Annotated in this window: 15 protein-coding genes; 13 read left to right on the plus strand and 2 right to left on the minus strand. The window is 37.1% G+C overall.

Annotation, left to right across the window (positions count from 1 at the left end; genetic code table 11):
- The first annotated feature begins 4 nt into the window (after nt 1-4).
- The 9 genes from M030_RS24435 (at nt 5) to M030_RS0118065 (ending at nt 10,414) form a co-directional block, all read left to right on the plus strand.
- A complete protein-coding gene (locus tag M030_RS24435) occupies nt 5-757 on the plus strand; it encodes a membrane protein (RefSeq protein ID WP_034722842.1) in 753 nt (250 codons plus the stop codon).
- A gap of 63 nt (nt 758-820) precedes the next feature.
- On the plus strand, nt 821-1,246 hold the full coding sequence (locus M030_RS0118030) for a PepSY-like domain-containing protein (RefSeq protein ID WP_050009682.1): 426 nt from the start codon (nt 821-823) through the stop codon (nt 1,244-1,246).
- 53 nt (nt 1,247-1,299) lie between these two features.
- Entirely contained in the window at nt 1,300-2,586 is a 1,287-nt protein-coding gene (locus M030_RS0118035) for a TolC family protein (RefSeq protein WP_027374782.1), read from the plus strand.
- Nucleotides 2,587-2,593: 7 nt separating this feature from the next.
- Nucleotides 2,594-3,514 carry an efflux RND transporter periplasmic adaptor subunit gene (locus M030_RS0118040; RefSeq protein WP_157761370.1) on the plus strand — a complete coding sequence of 307 codons (921 nt, stop codon included), beginning with the start codon at nt 2,594-2,596 and terminating at the stop codon, nt 3,512-3,514.
- Nucleotides 3,511-6,624: an efflux RND transporter permease subunit gene (locus M030_RS0118045; protein WP_027374784.1), complete on the plus strand. Its 3,114-nt coding sequence runs from the start codon at nt 3,511-3,513 to the stop codon at nt 6,622-6,624. The genes M030_RS0118040 and M030_RS0118045 overlap by 4 nt, the downstream gene beginning before the upstream one ends.
- A 3-nt stretch (nt 6,625-6,627) precedes the next feature.
- On the plus strand, nt 6,628-7,326 hold the full coding sequence (locus tag M030_RS24440) for a phosphatase PAP2 family protein (protein ID WP_042723208.1): 699 nt from the start codon (nt 6,628-6,630) through the stop codon (nt 7,324-7,326).
- 16 nt (nt 7,327-7,342) lie between these two features.
- Nucleotides 7,343-7,915 carry a phosphatase PAP2 family protein gene (locus tag M030_RS0118055; protein WP_034722844.1) on the plus strand — a complete coding sequence of 191 codons (573 nt, stop codon included), beginning with the start codon at nt 7,343-7,345 and terminating at the stop codon, nt 7,913-7,915.
- A gap of 3 nt (nt 7,916-7,918) precedes the next feature.
- Nucleotides 7,919-8,335: an EamA family transporter gene (locus tag M030_RS0118060; protein WP_027374786.1), complete on the plus strand. Its 417-nt coding sequence runs from the start codon at nt 7,919-7,921 to the stop codon at nt 8,333-8,335.
- A 501-nt stretch (nt 8,336-8,836) separates the two neighbouring features.
- Nucleotides 8,837-10,414: a recombinase family protein gene (locus M030_RS0118065; protein ID WP_027374787.1), complete on the plus strand. Its 1,578-nt coding sequence runs from the start codon at nt 8,837-8,839 to the stop codon at nt 10,412-10,414.
- Nucleotides 10,415-11,230: 816 nt separating this feature from the next.
- Here the strand turns inward: M030_RS0118065 and M030_RS0118070 are convergent.
- Entirely contained in the window at nt 11,231-12,208 is a 978-nt protein-coding gene (locus tag M030_RS0118070; RefSeq protein WP_027374788.1) for a DUF6602 domain-containing protein, read from the minus strand.
- A 626-nt stretch (nt 12,209-12,834) separates the two neighbouring features.
- Nucleotides 12,835-13,437, minus strand: a complete 603-nt coding sequence (locus tag M030_RS0118080) for a Crp/Fnr family transcriptional regulator (protein ID WP_228375281.1) — start codon at nt 13,435-13,437, stop codon at nt 12,835-12,837.
- 481 nt (nt 13,438-13,918) lie between these two features.
- Here M030_RS0118080 and M030_RS0118085 point away from each other — a divergent pair, with 481 nt between their 5' ends.
- The 4 genes from M030_RS0118085 (at nt 13,919) to M030_RS0118100 (ending at nt 18,848) form a co-directional block, all read left to right on the plus strand.
- Nucleotides 13,919-14,761 (plus strand): RteC domain-containing protein, encoded by an 843-nt coding sequence (locus M030_RS0118085; RefSeq protein WP_027374790.1) that lies wholly within the window; start codon nt 13,919-13,921, stop codon nt 14,759-14,761.
- Nucleotides 14,762-15,001: 240 nt separating this feature from the next.
- On the plus strand, nt 15,002-15,301 hold the full coding sequence (locus M030_RS0118090) for a helix-turn-helix domain-containing protein (protein WP_027374791.1): 300 nt from the start codon (nt 15,002-15,004) through the stop codon (nt 15,299-15,301).
- 71 nt (nt 15,302-15,372) lie between these two features.
- Entirely contained in the window at nt 15,373-16,758 is a 1,386-nt protein-coding gene (locus M030_RS24445; protein WP_051585160.1) for a DUF3945 domain-containing protein, read from the plus strand.
- A 5-nt stretch (nt 16,759-16,763) separates the two neighbouring features.
- Nucleotides 16,764-18,848 (plus strand): type IA DNA topoisomerase, encoded by a 2,085-nt coding sequence (locus tag M030_RS0118100; RefSeq protein ID WP_027374792.1) that lies wholly within the window; start codon nt 16,764-16,766, stop codon nt 18,846-18,848.
- The last annotated feature ends 156 nt before the right edge of the window (nt 18,849-19,004 follow it).

The following is a 19,004-nucleotide window of genomic DNA, read 5'->3' on the forward strand; positions in this document are numbered from 1 at the left end:
AAAAATGAAAACTTTAAATAAAGTTGCGTCTGTAACGGTTCTTTTCTGGCTGATGAAAATTGTCGCTACCACTTTGGGAGAAACTTTGGGTGATTTTATATCTATGACTTTGCAATTAGGATACGGAACCGGCATGCTAATTACTGCTATATTTTTCACCATTATATTGTCGATACAGCTAACCTTAAAAAAGTATATTCCGGTTGTATTTTGGATGGTCATCATTGCCACAACCACATTGGGTACAGAAATTTCTGATTTTACTGACCGAACCTTGGGCGCAGGATATTTTTTAGGAAGCGTAATGCTTATAACTTTTCTTTTTCTCACGCTCTTTATTTGGTACAAATCGTATCATAATCTTGAGGTGTATCCAATTTTCCAAAAAAGAAAAGAAGTTTTATACTGGATTGCAATATTGTTTTCTAACAGTTTAGGAACTGCTTTCGGAGATTTTTTAAGTGATAATCTCGGGTTGAGTTATTTAAATGGAGCATTGATTACAGGCTGCATTATTATAGTAGTTGTCCTGCTGCATTATTTTACAAGGCTCAATCACGTATTATTGTTTTGGATCGCCTTCATTTTTACCCGTCCCTTCGGAGCCACTTTTGGAGATTTTCTTACCAAACCCCTTTCAAATGGAGGATTAAATCTCGGAACAGCAAATGCTTCTATCGTGTCTATGATTTTATTATCGATGATGGTAATATTTTCTCATCTGAATTCTTTCAGAAAAAAATCTTCTACCGTCTAAAATTCAGAAATATTGCTAAATCACTTATGAGCTTTGTACTATAAAATTTTAAAAAATAGTACAATGAAAAAGTTAGCATTTCTATTGGCAGCTACTGCAAGCATAAGCTTTACTTATGCGCAAAAAGTTTCAGAAAAGGAAGTTCCTGCCGTTGTAAAATCGGCATTGCAAAAAGAGTTTCCAACTATCAAAACCATTAGGTGGGAAAAGGAAAAAGACAATTTTGAAGCAGGCTTTATACAAGACCATAAAGACTATTCTGTTCTCATCAACCCTTCAGGCAATATTTTGGAAACTGAAAAGGCTATTCCCGTTAATATGCTTCCTGAAAAAGCCAGAGCGTATATCCATCAAAACTATCCCAGTAAGAAAATAGCGGAGTCCGCAAAAATTACTGATGCTAAAGGTAATCTTACCTATGAAGCCGAGGTAGGCAAAAAAGACCTGATTTTCGATTCTAAAGGCCACTTTATAAAGGTTGCTCAGTAGCCAGAACTGCTTTTTTCAAATCTTTTAAACTTGAATAAAAATGTATCCCGATAATGATTGTTCTTAGATTTCTGTTAGGTATAGCATTCCTATTTCCTGCAATGAGTTATGCTCAGCAAACCCTTGATTACTATATACAAACTGCGAAAAGCAATAGCCCGCTAATAAAGGACAACCAGTTTCAATCAGAAGCTGCACGTCTCGAATTAGAAAGGCTAAAGTCCGTGTATACCAAACCACAGGTAGGTATCGTAGCCAATTATCTTATGGCACCGGTTGTAGCCAATAATAATGGTAAAACTTCGCTTCAGTTAAGCCCGGGAAATGCTGATAGCTATTATGGTCAGGATGCAGGGCTTACGAATGGAGGCTTATACCAAGGATTGGTACAAGTAAACCAACCATTATTTATGAAGTCCAGGTTTTCTGCTATTGCAGATGAAGCCGGTATTGGCATAAAAATAAACCAAAATAATATACGCCTGACCAATTTTGAATTGGAAAAAATAATTACCGACCAGTACATCCTTTGTCTGCAGGATATGCACCAGATTGATTTCTTAACGAAATACATCAACATTCTAAAAGATCAGAAAGAGCTCACAACGAAGTTGGTAAACAGTAGCGTAATCAAGCTTTCAGACCTGTCATTGCTCGATATAGAACTTCAAACTCAACTTATTGCGCAGCAAACAATGCAGGCATCTTACAGCAAGAATATATTGGATATGAATGTACTTGCAGGTATACCAGATAGTAATTCATCAAAGAAAATAACACCTTTAGATTTGTTTTTAAACAATGATAATACGGAATCTTCATTTACCGAAAAATACAATCTAGATAGCTCCAGACTTGTTGCACAGCAAAAAATATTTGAACTTAAATATAAACCACAATGGAATTTGTTTGCAAACGGTGGGTTTAATACAACAGATGCTTCGCTCATTTACAGGCGTATCGGTATCAGTGCAGGGGTTTCCTTTACGATGACCTTATTTGATGGCAGGCAGAAAGCGATTAATCGTACCAGAACAAACTTTTTACTTCAAACTACGCAAGCGTATAAAGAAAATTTCCTTAATCAAAATTCGGTACGGAAAAACAATTTCTTACAGCAAATAAATGCTATCGAAGAAAGAATCAGGCTGACCGAAACCCAGGTAAAAGAATATGATAAGCTGTTAGGATACTATAAACAGGAACTGATAAGAGGGCAAATTTCTGTTATCAATTATGTCAATACGATAAAGAACGCTATTGGTTTGGAAAAAGATTTCATCACGATGCAGACCAACCGTCAGTTACTGATCAATGCTTACAACTACTGGAATAAATAGAAAAACAATGAAATATACCACTCTAATCCTATTGTTCTCAGGATTAATTATTACATCCTGTCATCATACAGCGGAGCAAAATCCAGCCGACATAAAACCCGTTGCTACAGTAGATTATACAACAATAGCTACCAGACCGATGGAAGAACAGACAAAACTCACCGCTACATCAGTTTACTTAAAACGCAGTCAGGTTATTGCGCCTATTGCGGGATTTATTACACACGTGTATACCAAATATGGAGATGCTGTCCAAAAAGGACAGGTACTCTTTGAAATAGAAACCAAAGAAAGGTCTGCCATTGGTAATGATGGTTTGAGTGGTGATAATATGTTAAACAATTTTGGAAAAATAAGCATCAAAGCGCCCACTTCAGGTATGGTTACTATAATAGACCGTCAACAAATCGGGGAATATGTGATGGAAGGAAATCCTTTATGCACAATTGTACAGAATAATGATCTTGCCTTTCAACTCAATATGCCTTATGAGTTTCATAATTCCGCAGAAAGAAACAGGAACTGTTTGCTGGTTTTACCCGATGGTTCTAAGTTAAATGCCACTATTGTAAAGCCGCTTACTACGCTAAATGCAATTGATCAAACACAGGCATACTTGCTAAAACCCTCAAAAAACATATTCCTGCCCGAAGGATTGGTCGCTTCTGTATTGCTTACTACCAACAGCAGACAGCACGCACAGGTGTTACCAAAAACAGCCGTTTTAAGCGATGCTTTACTGCAACACTTTTGGGTGATGAAACTGGCAAACGATACTACAGCCATAAAATTACCGGTTATGATCGGAATGAGAAACAAAGATAATGTAGAAATTATTTCACCTGCTTTTTCTTCAACTGATAGGATACTGACCGAAGGAAACTACGGATTGTCGGATACGGCTTTAGTCAAAATAAAAAAACGATGAACAATATGGAGTATCAGAACTATTTCCGCCAGTTTTCAAAACCCATCATTTTTATCGCGTTGATATTGTTGGTTGCTGGTGTTTATTCTTATACAAAGATGCAAACAGCGCTTTTCCCGGAAGTTACCTTCCCCAAGATCAACCTGATTGTAGATAACGGGCAGCAGCCTATTGACAGGATGATGATAACCGTAACCAAACCTATAGAAAGTGCGGTAAAAAGGGTAAAGGGAGTAACGACTGTGAAAAGCAGTACCAGCAGAGGGAGTTCTGTAATTGAGGTTTATTTCAACTGGGATGTGGATATCTATGCCGCCAAGACACAGATAGAAAGCCGTATCAACGAAATCAAAGCTATGCTTCCGCCGGGTGTTGTTATTTCTGCCGAAGCAATGAACCAATCGCTTTTTCCTGTATATGGCTATACCCTTGAAAGTAAGAGTACTGATCTGGTTACGTTGAAAGACTATGCTAACTTGCATGTACGGCCGCTATTTTCACAAGTACCTGGTATTTCAAACGCCATTGTTAGAGGAGGCAAAGTGAAAGAATATGTGGTAAAGCCAGATGCAGTTAAAATGTCTTCCTTGGGTATTACCCCCAGTACTTTAATTACGGTATTCAACAATACAAATTTTATAGAATCGAACGGCAACCTCTCTGATTTTAGAAGATTGTATCTCAGCCTTACCGAAACACGTGTCAATGATATCGAAGCGTTGGAGAACGTCATCGTCAGGTCCGACAGCAACAGGATTATCAAGCTGAAAGACATTGCTGCAATTGAATTGCAACAACAGCAAGAGTTTGTGATTGTCAATGCGAATGGAAACGATGCTGTATTAATAGACCTTGTAAAACAGCAAGGCATCAACCTGCTGGACTTTTCAAAAAATGTGCAAGCTAAAGCGGATGAAATCAGAAAAATATTACCTCCGGGTGTGGAACTGAAAACCTATTACGATCAGTCTGCTTTTGTGGGAGATAGTATACACAGCGTGGTAAAGACGATATACGAAGGTTTACTCCTTGCTATTTTAGTAATGATTGTATTCCTTCGTTCCTGGCGTGCAAGCTTGGTGGTGTTGCTTACCATCCCAGTTACGATAGCTACATCGCTGCTGTTTTTATACTCATCGGGACTTACCATCAATGTAATGTCGCTTGGAGGAATCGCCGCTGCCATTGGTCTAATTATAGACGATGCGATTGTTATCATTGAACAGATTTACCGCACCCACGAAGAACATCCCGAGAAAGATAATTACAGCATTGTAAAACAAGCCATCAAAGATCTGTTTCCGGCGATGGTGGGTTCTTCCTTATCAACCATTGTTATTTTTATTCCGTTCCGGATGATGAGCGGTTTGGCAGGCAGTTTCTTCAAAGAGTTATCAGATACAATGCAGATTGTATTGGTTTGCTCCTTCCTTGTTACCTGGTTTGTGTTGCCAGTATTGCACCTGGCTATTGGGTTTAAACATTCTTCAAAAACGCAACACCCGCATAGTGTCAATACCCATCAATTAAAATGGCTGACCAATTTATTTCATCGCCCCGTTTATGCTATTGTTTTTGTGCTTGTATTGGCTGGCGGTGCGTGGCTGGTTTCAGGCAAACTGGAAACAGGATTTCTTCCCGACCTGGATGAAGGTACCATTGTGATGGATTATTACTCACCAAGTGGTACCAGCCTTGAAGAAACCGACCGTATGCTGCGTGAAGTAGAGCAACTACTTATTCATCACCCAGAAATAGAAACCTACAGCCGAAGAACAGGGATGCGAATGGCATTCAGAACCGTTCCACAAAATTTCGGCGATTATTCTATTCAGCTAAAACCCAATCATCAGCATACAACGGTGGATGTGATTGATGACCTAAGAAAGAAAATCGAAGCCACGCAACCTTCATTGCACGTATCGTTCGGGCAAAGAATTTCTGATTTACTAGGTGACCTGATGAGTACGCCAAGCCCTGTAGAAATTAAAATCTTTGGTGATGACCAGAAGAAGCTGGAACAATTAGCCGCTCAGGCAGGAAATATCCTTACTCATATCAATGGCATTGCAGATATAGAGAATGGTCTGGTACAGGCAGGCCCCTCAATGGTATTTACTCCCAATGTGGAAAAGCTGGCACAGTTTAATATATCACTTACCGATTTTCAAACGCAGCTTACGGCATATACGGGTGGGGTTCCGTTAGGGATTAATGCCAATGGGCCAACGCTAAACCCTGCTCAGCTGGCGATGGCAGGTGACGTACAGTCCGGCAGTATTCAGGATGGAGAACAAATGCGGAGAATATTGATGCGGTTTACTGATTTTAAGGACAACAGCCTGGAAAAGATAAAAAATGACCTGATATTTCTTCCCGATGGTACGACTAAACCATTATCATTTTTCTGTGAAGTACGAATGATTGATGGTGAAACTGAACTGCGCCGGGAAAACCTGAAATCCAATGTAGTACTCACCGCAAGATTGAACAACAGGGATCTTGGTAGTACCATTCAAGAAATACAGCAAACATTTGCAAAAGAACTATCGTTGCCCCAAGGATATACCATAGAGTATGGAGGAGCTTATTCAGAACAGCAGTCTTCTTTCAAAGAATTACTGTTAATCCTGATTACAGCATCTTTATTGGTCTTTGCCGTATTGCTGTTTTTGTTCCGTCACTGGCTCATTTCATTATCGATTCTACTGGTTTCTGTATTAGGAATTTCAGGCTGCCTGATGGCGTTGTATGTTACGGGTATCCCTTTGAATGTGGGAAGTTATACTGGCATTATTATGATTGTAGGCATCATTGCAGAGAATGCCATTTTCACGGTAAACCAGTTTTTCGCCAACTTAAAATCGGGTGCCAGTGTTGACCAGTCCATTCAATATGCGATTGCTTTACGCATCCGACCAAAACTAATGACGGCTATCGGTGCCATCCTGGCATTAATGCCGCTCGCTTTAGGAATTGGTCTTGGAGCTCAGATGCAACAGCCATTGGCAATCGCCGTAATTGGTGGTTTTGTGGCAGGAATCCCTTTATTGCTTTTTGTTTTCCCAAGTTTTATCAGATTAATATACAGAACAAATAAAAGAGACTGATTTATGAAAAATATTTTGTCAAGATTATGTTTTACATTGATATGCTCCATTTTATTTACAGCAAATGTAGATGCCCAGAAAATGGATAGTATTTACTCGTACAAACCACTTCGCTTTCAACCTAAACAACTTATCATTCCATCAGGACTTATCCTAACAGGGATAGCATTTAATGGCAGCGGTCGCGAATCTGTAAAAAATGAATTTGTTGAAGAACGAAATGAAGCTATACCAAAATTCAGAACAAGATTGGATGACTACCTTCAATTTTCACCCATAGCACTAACTTATGGATTTGAAGCCATCGGAATGAAACCCAAAACAGATATTGCTAATCGCTCGGTCATTTTACTAAAAAGCGAACTGATTATGTTTGCATCGGTTGAACTTCTGAAAAACACAACAAAAACCTTAAGACCCGATGGAAGTGCTTACAATTCTTTTCCTTCCGGTCATACTGCCCAGGCATTTGCAGCTGCAACTTTATTATCTGAAGAATATGGTTATCGGTATAAATGGGTACCCTATGTTTCATACGGTTTAGCATCAGGAGTTGGTGCATTAAGAATGGCAAATAACAAGCATTACATAAGTGATGTATTGGTTGCGGCAGGTATTGGCATTCTTTCTACTAAAATAGCCTATTGGACACATCGGTACAAGTGGGGCAAACCTAAAAGAGTTTCTGATTATAAAGACTAACTAAAATATAAAGAGAATGATTGATTGGATATTAGAAAAAGATAAACAAATATTACTGTGGATCAACGGTCATCACACAGATTTTATGGATCAGATAATGTGGTTTGCCAGCGAAAAGTTGAGCTGGATTCCGTTTTATCTTGCTATTTTAATTATATTGATTTTAAAATATAAAAAGCAAAGCTGGTGGATTATTTTCCTTATTCTCCCATTAATTACGTTAAGCGACCAATTGGCAGCATCTATTATTCGTCCACTATTTGAACGCTTAAGACCCAGTCATACAGAAGGATTGCAAAATCTTTTGCATTACGTTAATGGTTATACAGGAGGGCAATATGGTTTTGTATCTGCTCACACATTAAATGTTTTTTCGCTTGCGACTTACCTTAGCAAAGCGACTTATAAAAATATAAGTTGGATGCCTTATATATTATTTCCGTGGGCATTTTTTGTTTCCTATAGCAGAATATATCTTGGAGTCCATTATCCCACAGATGTTGTTGTGCCCATAATGCTTGGGCTCTTGAATGGAACATTATTCTTTTGGATATATAGAAGCTTTAAACCGACCTTTTTAAAAAATTAAATTATGTGGTGGATATATGCATTGCTTTCTGCCTTGTTTGCATCGCTTACAGCAATATTTGCAAAAATCGGTATTACAGGTGTTAACTCTAACCTTGCGACTGCTATCCGAACTGTTATTATATTAATTGTTGCGTGGGGAATAGTTTTAGCCAGAGGCGAAACAAGAGGAATTACAACATTATCAAAACAGAACTTGATTTTCCTCGTGATATCTGGTATTGCGACAGGACTTTCCTGGATATTCTATTTTAAAGCGTTACAAATAGGCAAAGTGTCGCAAGTTGCACCAGTGGATAAACTTAGTGTATCACTAACCATAGTGTTATCGGTATTATTCCTAGGCGAAACATTGACCTTAAAAACGGCAATCGGGGCTTTATTAATTATTGGTGGAACTGTATTATTGATTTTGGAGTGAGCAATGTTTGATAACGTAATAAAATGAAAATATTTAATGATTAAATTTAGTGCTAAAAGAACTTGAGCGGTTAGCCCGTTATCATCGGTAAAAAGTTTGGTTTCATAGCTGTGTTTTATGCACATTGGAAGAAATGAAGAACTCCTCTTGTAGCACCCTCCAGTTGAGTATACCTGTCAACATTATTGATTCCAATGCGAATCGCAATTTTAGACATGGTTAATAGTATTTATAACTTAAAACATAACTGTTGATCAAATCATTTAGCTGTTACTTTGTCCTGTCATCCATTCTAATGTTTATGTAAATAAAGCTTGTCAGTATAGGTCAGATATGAGTCTTTTTCTCCATCGTTAGTCATACTATTCCGGTAAAACAGAATATAACCGAAGCATAAAATTTTTGTTAAAATATGTACATAAACTAGTCAAATAAATTCTTCTGTTTTTCGTTTAAATTATATAGGAACTTTAACTAAAGGACTTTAATTAATACTACGCCATGCAAGCCGTTTATCTGTACATACGAGTCAGTACTGATGAACAGGCTGTAAAAGGATATTCCCAACGCAGCCAGTTGGATCGACTTGTGCATTATTGTAAAGATCACAATCTCATTATTGCCAAAACTATTTTCGAAGACTATTCTGCAAAAACATTTAACCGACCGGAGTGGAACAAGTTGTTCGCTGAACTTAAGCTCACTAAGAACCAATCTTCACTTATTCTCTTTACTTATTGGGATCGATTCAGCCGCAATATTATGGACGCTTATAAGATGTTAGAAAGATTGCAGAATATGAAAGTCTCAATTCAGGCAATTGAACAGCAGATAGACTTCTCAATCCCGGAAAGTAAAATTATGTTGGCAATGTATTGGGCTACTTCTGAAGTAGAAAACGATAAAAGAAGCCGTAATGTACGTTTGGGAATGCAAAAAGCAAGACTGGAAGGAAGATGGATCAATAAGGCTCCTATAGGATATAGAAATAAAATCACATCTGATGGGAAAAAATATATAGCCCTCTACGAACCGGAAGCATATATTATCCGTGAGGCTTTTACAGCTATAGTGAGACAAAATAAATATTGTTTAACTGAAATATACAAGGATGCGGTATCAAATGGGCTTAGTTGTAGTAGAAGTGCTTTTTATCGGTTGGTAAGAAATCCTATTTATTGTGGTAAAATAAAAATTCCGGCATTCGAAGATAAATCTGAAAGAATTGTTGAGGGTACTCATGAGCGTCTTATACCTGTCGTTTTATTTGATCATGTTCAAAGAATAATAAAAGACGCAGATTTAAACCATCCTAAGAAACTAACTTCAAAAAGGATAGTCAATGAAAATTTAATTTTTAGAGGTGTCCTACAATGTCCTAATTGTGGAAATACGCTTAGAGGAAGTGGCTCGCAGGGACATACTAAAAAATATTATTATTACCATTGTATGGGACGTTGTTCATACCGGGTAAGAGCTGACGTTATCAATTTGAGTTTTCTTTCATTCCTTAAGAATAATAGAGTGGTAGAACCATTTTTAGAACTTACCAATAGTATCTCAAAGGAAATTTACGGTGAAGAACATCATGATTATATTCAGAAAAAAGAGGAGATAAAGAAAGAAATGGAAAAATTGATTGATAGGGGATTCAATGCACAAAAGCTATTTTCAAATGGGAATATTGACTATGATGATTATATACTAATAAGAAGTCGTTGTCAGGAATCTTTAAAAGATAATACTGATAAATTGAGACAGCAGGCTTTAAAAATAGTGGCTGAAAAACATACAGAAAAGGGAACTGATTACATAATTAACCACTTAGGGGAGTTTTATGAAAATTCAGATACTATAACCAAACAGAGAATTATCAGGTTGTTTTTTCCGGATAAAGTAAAAGTAATAGAAGGGAATATTGAAAAAATGCTATCAGAAAGTGTTCAGACTATATTTGGATTAACTGCTTCAGCTTCGAAAATAAAAGAAATCCACGGTCAGCAGACAGAGCAAGCAATAGTTGAATTTTTTAAAGAATTATATTTTTTAGGGTATGAACAAAACTTAAAAAATATCTAAAAATTGATTGATTAGTTTTTGATTTTTCAGAGTAAAGCTGATATTTTAAATTATATTTATATAAAGTGCTGGAAAACAGGTTTTTGTGGAACTTTTGAAGTGTTCGGAATCCTGTACAGATAACTTTGTGGGCTTGACTTTTCGAACCTTTTGTACCACAGAAACAAAATTATTTTAATATATAGTTGATTTTCAGTTATTTAATATTTTTGAAAAGGTTCGAATCCTGTCAGGTTCGTAGCAACGATATGGAGCTTTAATCGAAAAATCGTCTAAAAAAGATAAAATATTTGTTTTTTAAGAAAAAAATTTTGCTTTAAAAAATAAGGTAAAAGGGTGGAAAGTAATATAAATAGACTGAATAACAAGGATTTATAAATAAAATGACACCATTTGGCCTAAATTGTCCTAATGGTGTCATTAAGTGAACCTGAAAGGATTATCTTCGAACTCTTTACTTATGGATTTAAACTGGATTTTGCGATTATGTGTTTGATTTATAGGTATTTATATTTTTCTAAAAAAGTGTTCGAATCCTGTAGCCTTATGTTAAAAGGATTTATTTTTCGAACTTTTATCAATGCATAAATTGTAATAAATATTGTAAAGTATTGATATACAGCATACTATTTTTATATTTTTGAGTTCGAATCCTTTAGAGTTATTTGTTTAACGATCAAATCATGATTTAATTTTTGTATTGGAGTTGCTATAGCAACTCCAATACAATTTTAGCGCTATGCCAAATTTGAAATTTATTGGACCAGCACAATAAAATTGTTGAGTTCACTTTCTGGCTTTGAGATAAGATGATTCTTATTTTCTAAAGAACTTGGCAGTTTCTTCGTCAAATTTTTTAACGTCTTCGGGTTTAAAATATCTTATATCTACTGCACTGCCATTTTCCCATTGCGTTGATCCCATACCGTACATACTGGACAATACATTTGGATTATATGTTCCTTTTAATAAAGCTATTATATCGAAAGCAAATTCTGAAAAGTATGATTCTGCATAATCGAGCTGTATTTTTCTAAAAGTACCATCTGCTACCTTATAGCTTTTCGAGTGTGCATAAAACAAAAGAGATTGATTATCTCTTACTCTTTCTTGAGACTCTCTAAGCAGTATTAATTTGCCGCTATAATATTTTTCTATGGTTTCACCACGGAGTATATAACCTCCATAAAATCCCCTCATTGCTGTGGCTTCAACTAATTCATCTAGAGCAGCGAAGTCCATTTCGTCTTTCTTTCGAAGCTCATAAAAGACCGTCGCAAAAAAGAAGTTTGGCGGAAGATATAATTTCATGGGGTGGTTCGCAGGCTCCGTACAAGCTAATAGCGGTTTGAGTTTTGTCAATTGCTCTACCGCTTTTTTAACTGCCTTTTTGTTGAATGCAGATTTAACCTCAATTATTCCATGAACAAATTCCACAGGAATTGCCATGAATCGTCCTAGTTCAGAAGAATCGGCATTGTTTTCTATCCACAGTACTGGTGATTCTAGCTGGTCGTATATAATTACGTCATAGTGAATAAAATTTTCAGCATTTGGTACTCCAGGCGAAATGATGTAACCGGCTGTAACACCATACCGCTTTGGTAAAAATTTGGTGAGCCATTTGCGGAACGCTGATTCTGCTACGTTACCATGACCTGTCTTTACCTGCCGTTTATTGGAGTGCTCCTTTGCATTATCATATGCGGAAAGCATTTCATCCCTTGCTATAAGAAATTGTTTCCAACCTTGATTAGGAATCTGGCTCTTTAGTGGAGAATTATCATGTGCCATTTTTCAATATTTAGCTATCTAAATTACAAATTTTGTTTTTTGAATTTGAAAAATCTTGTCTACCTCTTGTATGGCATGTTTTTAACTTTTGGTAGTATTTAAGGAATTTATAGAGTTGGCAAAGGACCAACTCTATATTTTGTTTTATCTTCAAAAACTGTGGATCATATTTCAATTGTTTATCCATAGATTTTTAAATTTTTGCAAATTGCTTATTAGGTTCGGGTGTAGTTGAGATTAACAGATTTGTGGGGCATTAACTGTTTTGAATTTTCTCTTCTACGGGGATTGAGCAACTTAGGTGGTGGTCGTTTACGTCTTTTTTTCATCTTCTTTAATTTTAGTTTAAGATTTTGGTTTGGGTAAGTGAACAGGTATAACGTATTTCTAGCATCTCACAAGTTAGCTGTCCAACTTTCATGTTACTAATTTGATAAATAGTTTTAAGTGAATTCGTTAGAATAAATATTTGGAGGATAAAAAATAATATCCGTTCCGTTTTTAGAAATAATTGCTATACTACAAAAGTCACAAACTAGATCGGCCTGTGATAGTTAACCTAACCTATCTTTTCCTAGAGTGTCCTAAAAAAAAATTTAGCGAACAAAATTAATGTGCTAAATATGTTAAAGTACCTTTTTTGAACGGATTCTGCTTAATGTAGACTGCGTTATTCCGAGGTACGAAGAAATCATACCTAAAGGGACGCGGGCAACGATATTCGGGTATTTTCTTATTAAATGCTGATAGCGTTCTGTTGCACTAAAAACACGTAATTCATTGGCCTTCTCTTCTGCTTTTATATAATAGGTCTCAGTAAGAATTCTTCCGATATAATTGAATTCGGGAAACTGCTGATAGAGCTGCATGAGCTTCTCATGGCTAAGTACAAGAAAACTTGTTTCTTCTATAGCTTCCAAAACTTCAAAAGATCGTTTCTGACTGAAAAAGCTATATACAGAAATTGCTAGATCCCCTTCAAAGAGTAGCCAAGACGTCATATCCTTTCCAAAACTGTCAAGGTAGTAGGAGCGTACTAAACCTTTGACAACAAAGAAAAGTGACTTCTGGATTTCATCGATATTAAGTAGAATATGCTTCTTGTTTACTTTTTGCAAATATGTATTTAAGAATAAAGCGTCTCGGAGTTCTGGCGACATGGAATGAATACTATCAAGAAACTTTAAGAGAGTTTCTTTTGCTGAATTTTCTTCCAATGTACTTACCATATTTTTCATTTACACTTTGTAGAAGTTGGATTGGTGGTTATTAATGATAAAGGTAATTTACGATTAAAATTTCAATTAAACCTGATTTTTTTTGCTTTTTGTCAAAAAAAATAGTGGGAAATAGTATTTAATTTGTTATTATGAAAACCACACTGCAATTTTTGACCTATGAAAAAGATCTGTTAGAAAAAGTACACTGTATTTCTAGAATTAATACAAATACGCTATATGTATTTCTTTATAGTATTATTATTTTTTATTGTAATACCTAAAACTTATCTGCCAAATTAAGCAACTTCTGTTATGTACTCAAATCTTAGTTAGATGCGAGCGGATAATAATTAACTTACTGCGAATAATTAAAACCCTTCATAATCAATGATTAAGAAATAAATTATAGTGTATATTTATTTTTGTTTTATCTCAACACAGCGGGATATATTTTAAAGTGTGGGGCATAATCACTTTAAAAAACAATCATATGAAACAGGCATATAAAAACATTTTATTAACTATTGAAAAGGAAGAGATAAATATATCAAGGAGCACCAAAAGTGCAATTAATGAAGCTTTTCACATGGTTTCATTTCTTGATAAAACTCTATCTGAATTAAAAGCACAAATCAATCAGAAAGGTTTTGAAAGTATTTTGGACGAAATTACTTTCTTTAAAAGAGTAAAGCCCGAAATTCTGGGCAGGCTTATGTTTTACAATAAGGTAGTAAAAATTGAAGCATATAGCCCTTTAAATTCGGAATTGACCGAAGCTTACTATACGGAGCAGCTTAAGTTACTCAACAAGGAATATAAAAAAAATATAGCTTCTTCAGATTTCTACAGTTATTACCGTACCGGTAGGTCAGACAAAGATGAGTTCTATTATAGACTAGGAAATATAAACTACTTTGATGGAGTCGATAGCTTCTTCTTTGAGGTTGACAGGGATTTCTCGACTTACTACGATTATAAGGTCGCGCAGATCAAGGCTTACGATCTTTATCATTCTTACCTTTCGGGAAAATTTGGCAGAGTTGAACCTACAAATAACGATGATTTCGATATCAGTGAAGATGCCGAATTTTCTTGGACTGATTCAAAGAATGCTCTCATTGAGCTTATTTATGCACTTCACATTTCAAGAAGTGTTTCAAATGGCCGTGTTGGAATTCGAAAGATCAGCCAGCTTTTTGAGGATATATTCGAGGTAAGTCTCGGTGACATTCATCATGCGTTTTACCAGATGAAATTTAGAGCAGGTCAAAGAGCTCGTTTTTTACATTCGCTAAAATACAATCTTGAACAATATATGGACAATGATTTATAGATTGAAAGAGAATTAATATATAAGAAGGGTAATCCAACGGGTTATCCTTCTTTTTTTTACCCATACCTAGTCATATCTTACCCATGTAGATGTTTCTAATCCACTCTCCCAGGCAACAGTCATACAAAGAAAGCCTGCAAAAAAAAACTATATCTGACTAGCATATGGGTATGTGCACTGTTAGATTTTGCCGGAAAAACAAGGCCAATTTTGGCTCTGTAAACCAAACAGCAAAAGGCTATGAATATTGACAGAGTTGAATTTTTGAATTGGATGGAAAGAATCATGAAAAGATTCGACGTCCTTGCCGGTGATATCGAAATTAGAGAGAAAAAAAGGCTCAGCATCGACGGCGAAGAATTATTGGACAACCAGGACGTTCTGCAAATGTTAAAGATAACCTACCGTTGTCTGCAACGCTATCGTACCATTGGTAAGATCAAATACTTTACAATAAGCGGAAAAGTTTTCTACAAGAGTTCTGACGTCCACCAGTTTATCCGTGACAGTTACCATGGCGGAAAGTTTACGCCTATGTAGGAAAGCAAAAGAGAGCGGAATTCCTTCTTAGAATCCTTCCAATAATTTCAAGCACTTAAAGACTTTCTATTATGAACGAACAAACTATTTCTAAAGAAAACCAGCCGCAGCAAGTACTTGAATCTCTTTCCGATATTCTTTTAGTACTTGATAAAAAAAAGAATCGTATCGAGGCGGTAAAGGGTGTGGATGAGGAAGGGAATCTGCAAACCTCTACACCTAAGAAGTCAAATCTTCTGGATTTTATGCGTGTGGATAAGGGGGACGCTATAAGCAATTTCTTTTCGAACTTCTGGCGCCGGCTCAATGATCCATTATCATTCCGGTTTTTCAGGTCACCTGAAATTAATCTGGATGAAGTTGCTAAGAAGCTACAGAAAGCCATTGACCATCCCACTCCCGAGGGTAATAAGCTTCTTGATGCGCTTGAAATCAAATATGACAATAAGTTAAATAATAAAAATATGGAAACAAATCAAACATCGGAGGGCACAGCACCTACAACAGAGAGTAGACCTCAAAAGTACAATGCTCAGGAGATCGACTGGACATCACTTGAAAAACTGAATTTAAATCGTGAACTGCTTGAAAAAAACGGACAACTGGAGAAACTGCTGAAAGGATATAAAACTGATGGGATTTACCGAATTGAAGGGAATTTTGATGGTGTTGTGATGAAAGGAGATGCACGTCTCTCATTACGTAAAGTACAGGACAAAGTTGTCGTGATGGCTCATGGAGTCCGAGTGGAACCAGATCTTAAAAATCAGTTTTATGGCCATTCTTTTACAGCTGAGGATCGGGATAATTTAAAGAAAACAGGAAACATGGGGCGCGTTGCGGAACTTACAAATTATTCCGACGGTTCGAAGGTGAAGGCTCTCATCAGTATTGACAAATTAACCAATGAGGTTGTGTCCTTTCCAGTAGATCTGATCAAGATCAGTGAAAAATTTGGTGGTGTGAAACTTAGTCCGGAGCAAAAAGCTGAACTGCTGGAGGGTAAACAGGTCCTTGTGGAAGGTATGGTAAACTCGAAAACGGGAGAAGTCTTCAATCAGCATCTACAATATAACGCCGACGCGAAAAAACTTGTTTTTGTCGGACAGGGGGAGAGCCAACAACAGGCGCAGGTTGAGGGCATCCCTGATGAATTTAGAGGTAAAATTTTGGATGAAAAGGAAAAGAAGCTTTTGCAGGATGGTGAAGTGATTCATGTGAAAGATATTGTCAATAAAGAAGGCACAAAACTTTACTCGGGCTATGTCTGGCAAAATAAAGAGAGCGGAAGATTAGAATTCGATTTTGATCATCCCAATCAGGAGAAATCTAAAAAACAGACAGAGATACAGAAACAGGGGCAGGGGAAAGAAAAAGAGGGGACTTCTGCGAATAAAAATGCGGTTCAGAACGGTACTGTGAAGAAGGAAAATACCAGAAAACAAAAAATGAATTGATCCTGATGAAAGCAATTATTGCGGAAAAGCCCTCAGTAGCTTATGAGCTTGCACGTATCGTAGGTGCAACAGACAAAAAAGACGGATATTGTGAAGGCGGAGGTTTTCTGGTGACCTGGGCACTGGGACATCTGGTAGGTCCCGCTATGCCGGAAGATTATGGGATTAAGGGATTCAGTAGGGAATCCCTTCCCATTATTCCATCAAGATTCAAATTAATAGGAAGAAAAATAAAGTCGGGTAAAGGCCTTATTGACGATGAGGGATCGAAACGGCAGCTTGCAGTAGTTGAGTCTGTATTTAAGCGGTGCGAAAGTATAATCGTGGCGACTGATGCAGGGCGTGAGGGCGAAGTTATCTTCCGGTTTATCTACCAATATCTGGGCTGCACAAAGCCCTTTGAACGGCTTTGGATTAACAGCCTTACCGAAAAGGCCATCATCGATGGATTCAAAAATCTCTTGCCGGGAAGTGATTTCAATGGTCTTTTTCTGGCCGGTAAGCAGCGGTCTGAATGCGATTGGCTTGTTGGAATAAATGCTACGCAGGCGCTGACCGTTGCCTTGGGTGATGGACTTTTTTCTCTTGGAAGGGTACAGACGCCCACTCTTGCACTAATTTGTCAGCGTTTTCTAGCGTGTGAATCATTTGAGGTTAAAAACTACTTTCAGCTTGAACTTTCATCTATAAAAGAAGGTGCTCGTATTAAGAGTCTTTCGACAGATAAGTTTGAAGATAAAGAAAAAGCTGAATCAGTAAAGAGGACCCTGGAACGTGTCGGAGTGGCAGAAGTAAAACAGGTAGAAAAGAAAGCTGGCACAAGTCAAGCGCCACTTCTATTTGATCTGACAGGACTGCAGAAAGAGGCGAATAAAAAGCTCGGCTACTCTGCTCAGCGGACCCTGGAAGTTGCCCAGCAACTTTACGAAAAAAAATTTATAACCTATCCTCGAACGGGATCCAAATATATTCCCGAAGATGTCTGGCCTGAAATACCTGCGCTGATTCTAGCCTTAGGTTCTCGATCTTCCTGCAAAGATGCTGTTGACACAATCAAGTGGGAACGCTACAACAGACACATTGTAAATGATGTAAAAGTCACAGACCATCATGGTATATTGATTACGGAAAATATTCCGACCCGATTGAACGCTGATGAGGATGCTCTCTATGATATGATCGCCAGGCGCGTGCTTGAAGCCGTTTCACCTACATGCCATAAAGAAATCACAGATGTGAAATTTGGTATTCTCCATTATGATTTCAATTTGAAAGTTGTCAAAATTGTTTCTGCAGGATGGAAAGTTGTTAACGGTGATTTTGATGAGGAAGGTGATGATCTGGTCACTGATTTTCCAGATCTGCAAGTAGGAATCCAGGTTAAAATAGACAGTTTAGAGGTACTTCCAAAGAAGACCAAGCCTCCAACGCTATACACGGAAGCTGATTTGCTTCATAAGATGGAAAATATTGGCGCTACGGTAGAAAATGAACAGGAGCGCAAGATGCTCAAAGGCTTAGGTATTGGAACGCCGGCAACAAGGGCTGCCGTGATTGAAACCTTAATTGACCGCGGGTACGTCAGAAGAGAAAGCAAGGCTATTGTCCCTACAGATAAGGGAATGCTTGTTTATGAAATTGTAGCTGATAAGAAAATTGCTGATGCGGCAATGACTGCGCAGTGGGAAATTGCATTTGAGAAAATCGAAAATGGTGAACTGGATTCTGGGATTTTTCATGCTGAGGTAGAGCTGATGGTACAGCAGGTTACTGATGAGCTGCTGAATATTAAAAGAAAATCATCGAATACCGTACATCTCAACTGCCCAAAATGCACTTCCTCAGTAATTCTCGGAGAAAAAATAATCAGATGTACAGATCAGAATTGTGGCTGGAAATTATTCCGGAACATATGCGGCGTCCAGTTGCAATACAAAGAAATTGAAGCGCTTTTAACAAAACGGCGGACACCTTTAATAAAAAAAATGGTGGGTAGAAATAAGAAACCATTTAGTGCTTATATCTTACTGGACGGATCTGGTTCGACCACTTTTGAATTTGAAGAAAAAAAGAAACATAAATACAAATAGTTCATGATGTGATTTGGTTAGTGAAGCCTGGAGCCTTAAATGGTTCCGGGTTTCTTTTTTTATAAGGTTTTAGGAATATCGATGCAAGGATAGGAACGAATAGGACACAATGCCAACAGTGCAGCTCAACCAAGCTAGGTTTACCGCTATAAAACT

The organism is Chryseobacterium sp. UNC8MFCol, assembly GCF_000482305.1.
GTDB classification, from domain to species: Bacteria; Bacteroidota; Bacteroidia; order Flavobacteriales; family Weeksellaceae; genus Chryseobacterium; species Chryseobacterium indologenes.

Excerpts from the sequence above, each read along its gene's own strand:
- M030_RS24435 (WP_034722842.1), top strand. The coding sequence starts at position 5 with ATGAAAACTTTAAATAAAGTTGCGTCTGTAACGGTTCTTTTCTGGCTG.
- M030_RS0118030 (WP_050009682.1), top strand. The coding sequence starts at position 821 with ATGAAAAAGTTAGCATTTCTATTGGCAGCTACTGCAAGCATAAGCTTT.
- M030_RS0118035 (WP_027374782.1), top strand. The coding sequence starts at position 1,300 with ATGATTGTTCTTAGATTTCTGTTAGGTATAGCATTCCTATTTCCTGCA.
- M030_RS0118040 (WP_157761370.1), top strand. The coding sequence starts at position 2,594 with ATGAAATATACCACTCTAATCCTATTGTTCTCAGGATTAATTATTACA.
- M030_RS0118045 (WP_027374784.1), top strand. The coding sequence starts at position 3,511 with ATGAACAATATGGAGTATCAGAACTATTTCCGCCAGTTTTCAAAACCC.
- M030_RS24440 (WP_042723208.1), top strand. The coding sequence starts at position 6,628 with ATGAAAAATATTTTGTCAAGATTATGTTTTACATTGATATGCTCCATT.
- M030_RS0118055 (WP_034722844.1), top strand. The coding sequence starts at position 7,343 with ATGATTGATTGGATATTAGAAAAAGATAAACAAATATTACTGTGGATC.
- M030_RS0118060 (WP_027374786.1), top strand. The coding sequence starts at position 7,919 with ATGTGGTGGATATATGCATTGCTTTCTGCCTTGTTTGCATCGCTTACA.
- M030_RS0118065 (WP_027374787.1), top strand. The coding sequence starts at position 8,837 with ATGCAAGCCGTTTATCTGTACATACGAGTCAGTACTGATGAACAGGCT.
- M030_RS0118070 (WP_027374788.1), bottom strand. The coding sequence starts at position 12,208 with ATGGCACATGATAATTCTCCACTAAAGAGCCAGATTCCTAATCAAGGT.
- M030_RS0118080 (WP_228375281.1), bottom strand. The coding sequence starts at position 13,437 with ATGGTAAGTACATTGGAAGAAAATTCAGCAAAAGAAACTCTCTTAAAG.
- M030_RS0118085 (WP_027374790.1), top strand. The coding sequence starts at position 13,919 with ATGAAACAGGCATATAAAAACATTTTATTAACTATTGAAAAGGAAGAG.
- M030_RS0118090 (WP_027374791.1), top strand. The coding sequence starts at position 15,002 with ATGAATATTGACAGAGTTGAATTTTTGAATTGGATGGAAAGAATCATG.
- M030_RS24445 (WP_051585160.1), top strand. The coding sequence starts at position 15,373 with ATGAACGAACAAACTATTTCTAAAGAAAACCAGCCGCAGCAAGTACTT.
- M030_RS0118100 (WP_027374792.1), top strand. The coding sequence starts at position 16,764 with ATGAAAGCAATTATTGCGGAAAAGCCCTCAGTAGCTTATGAGCTTGCA.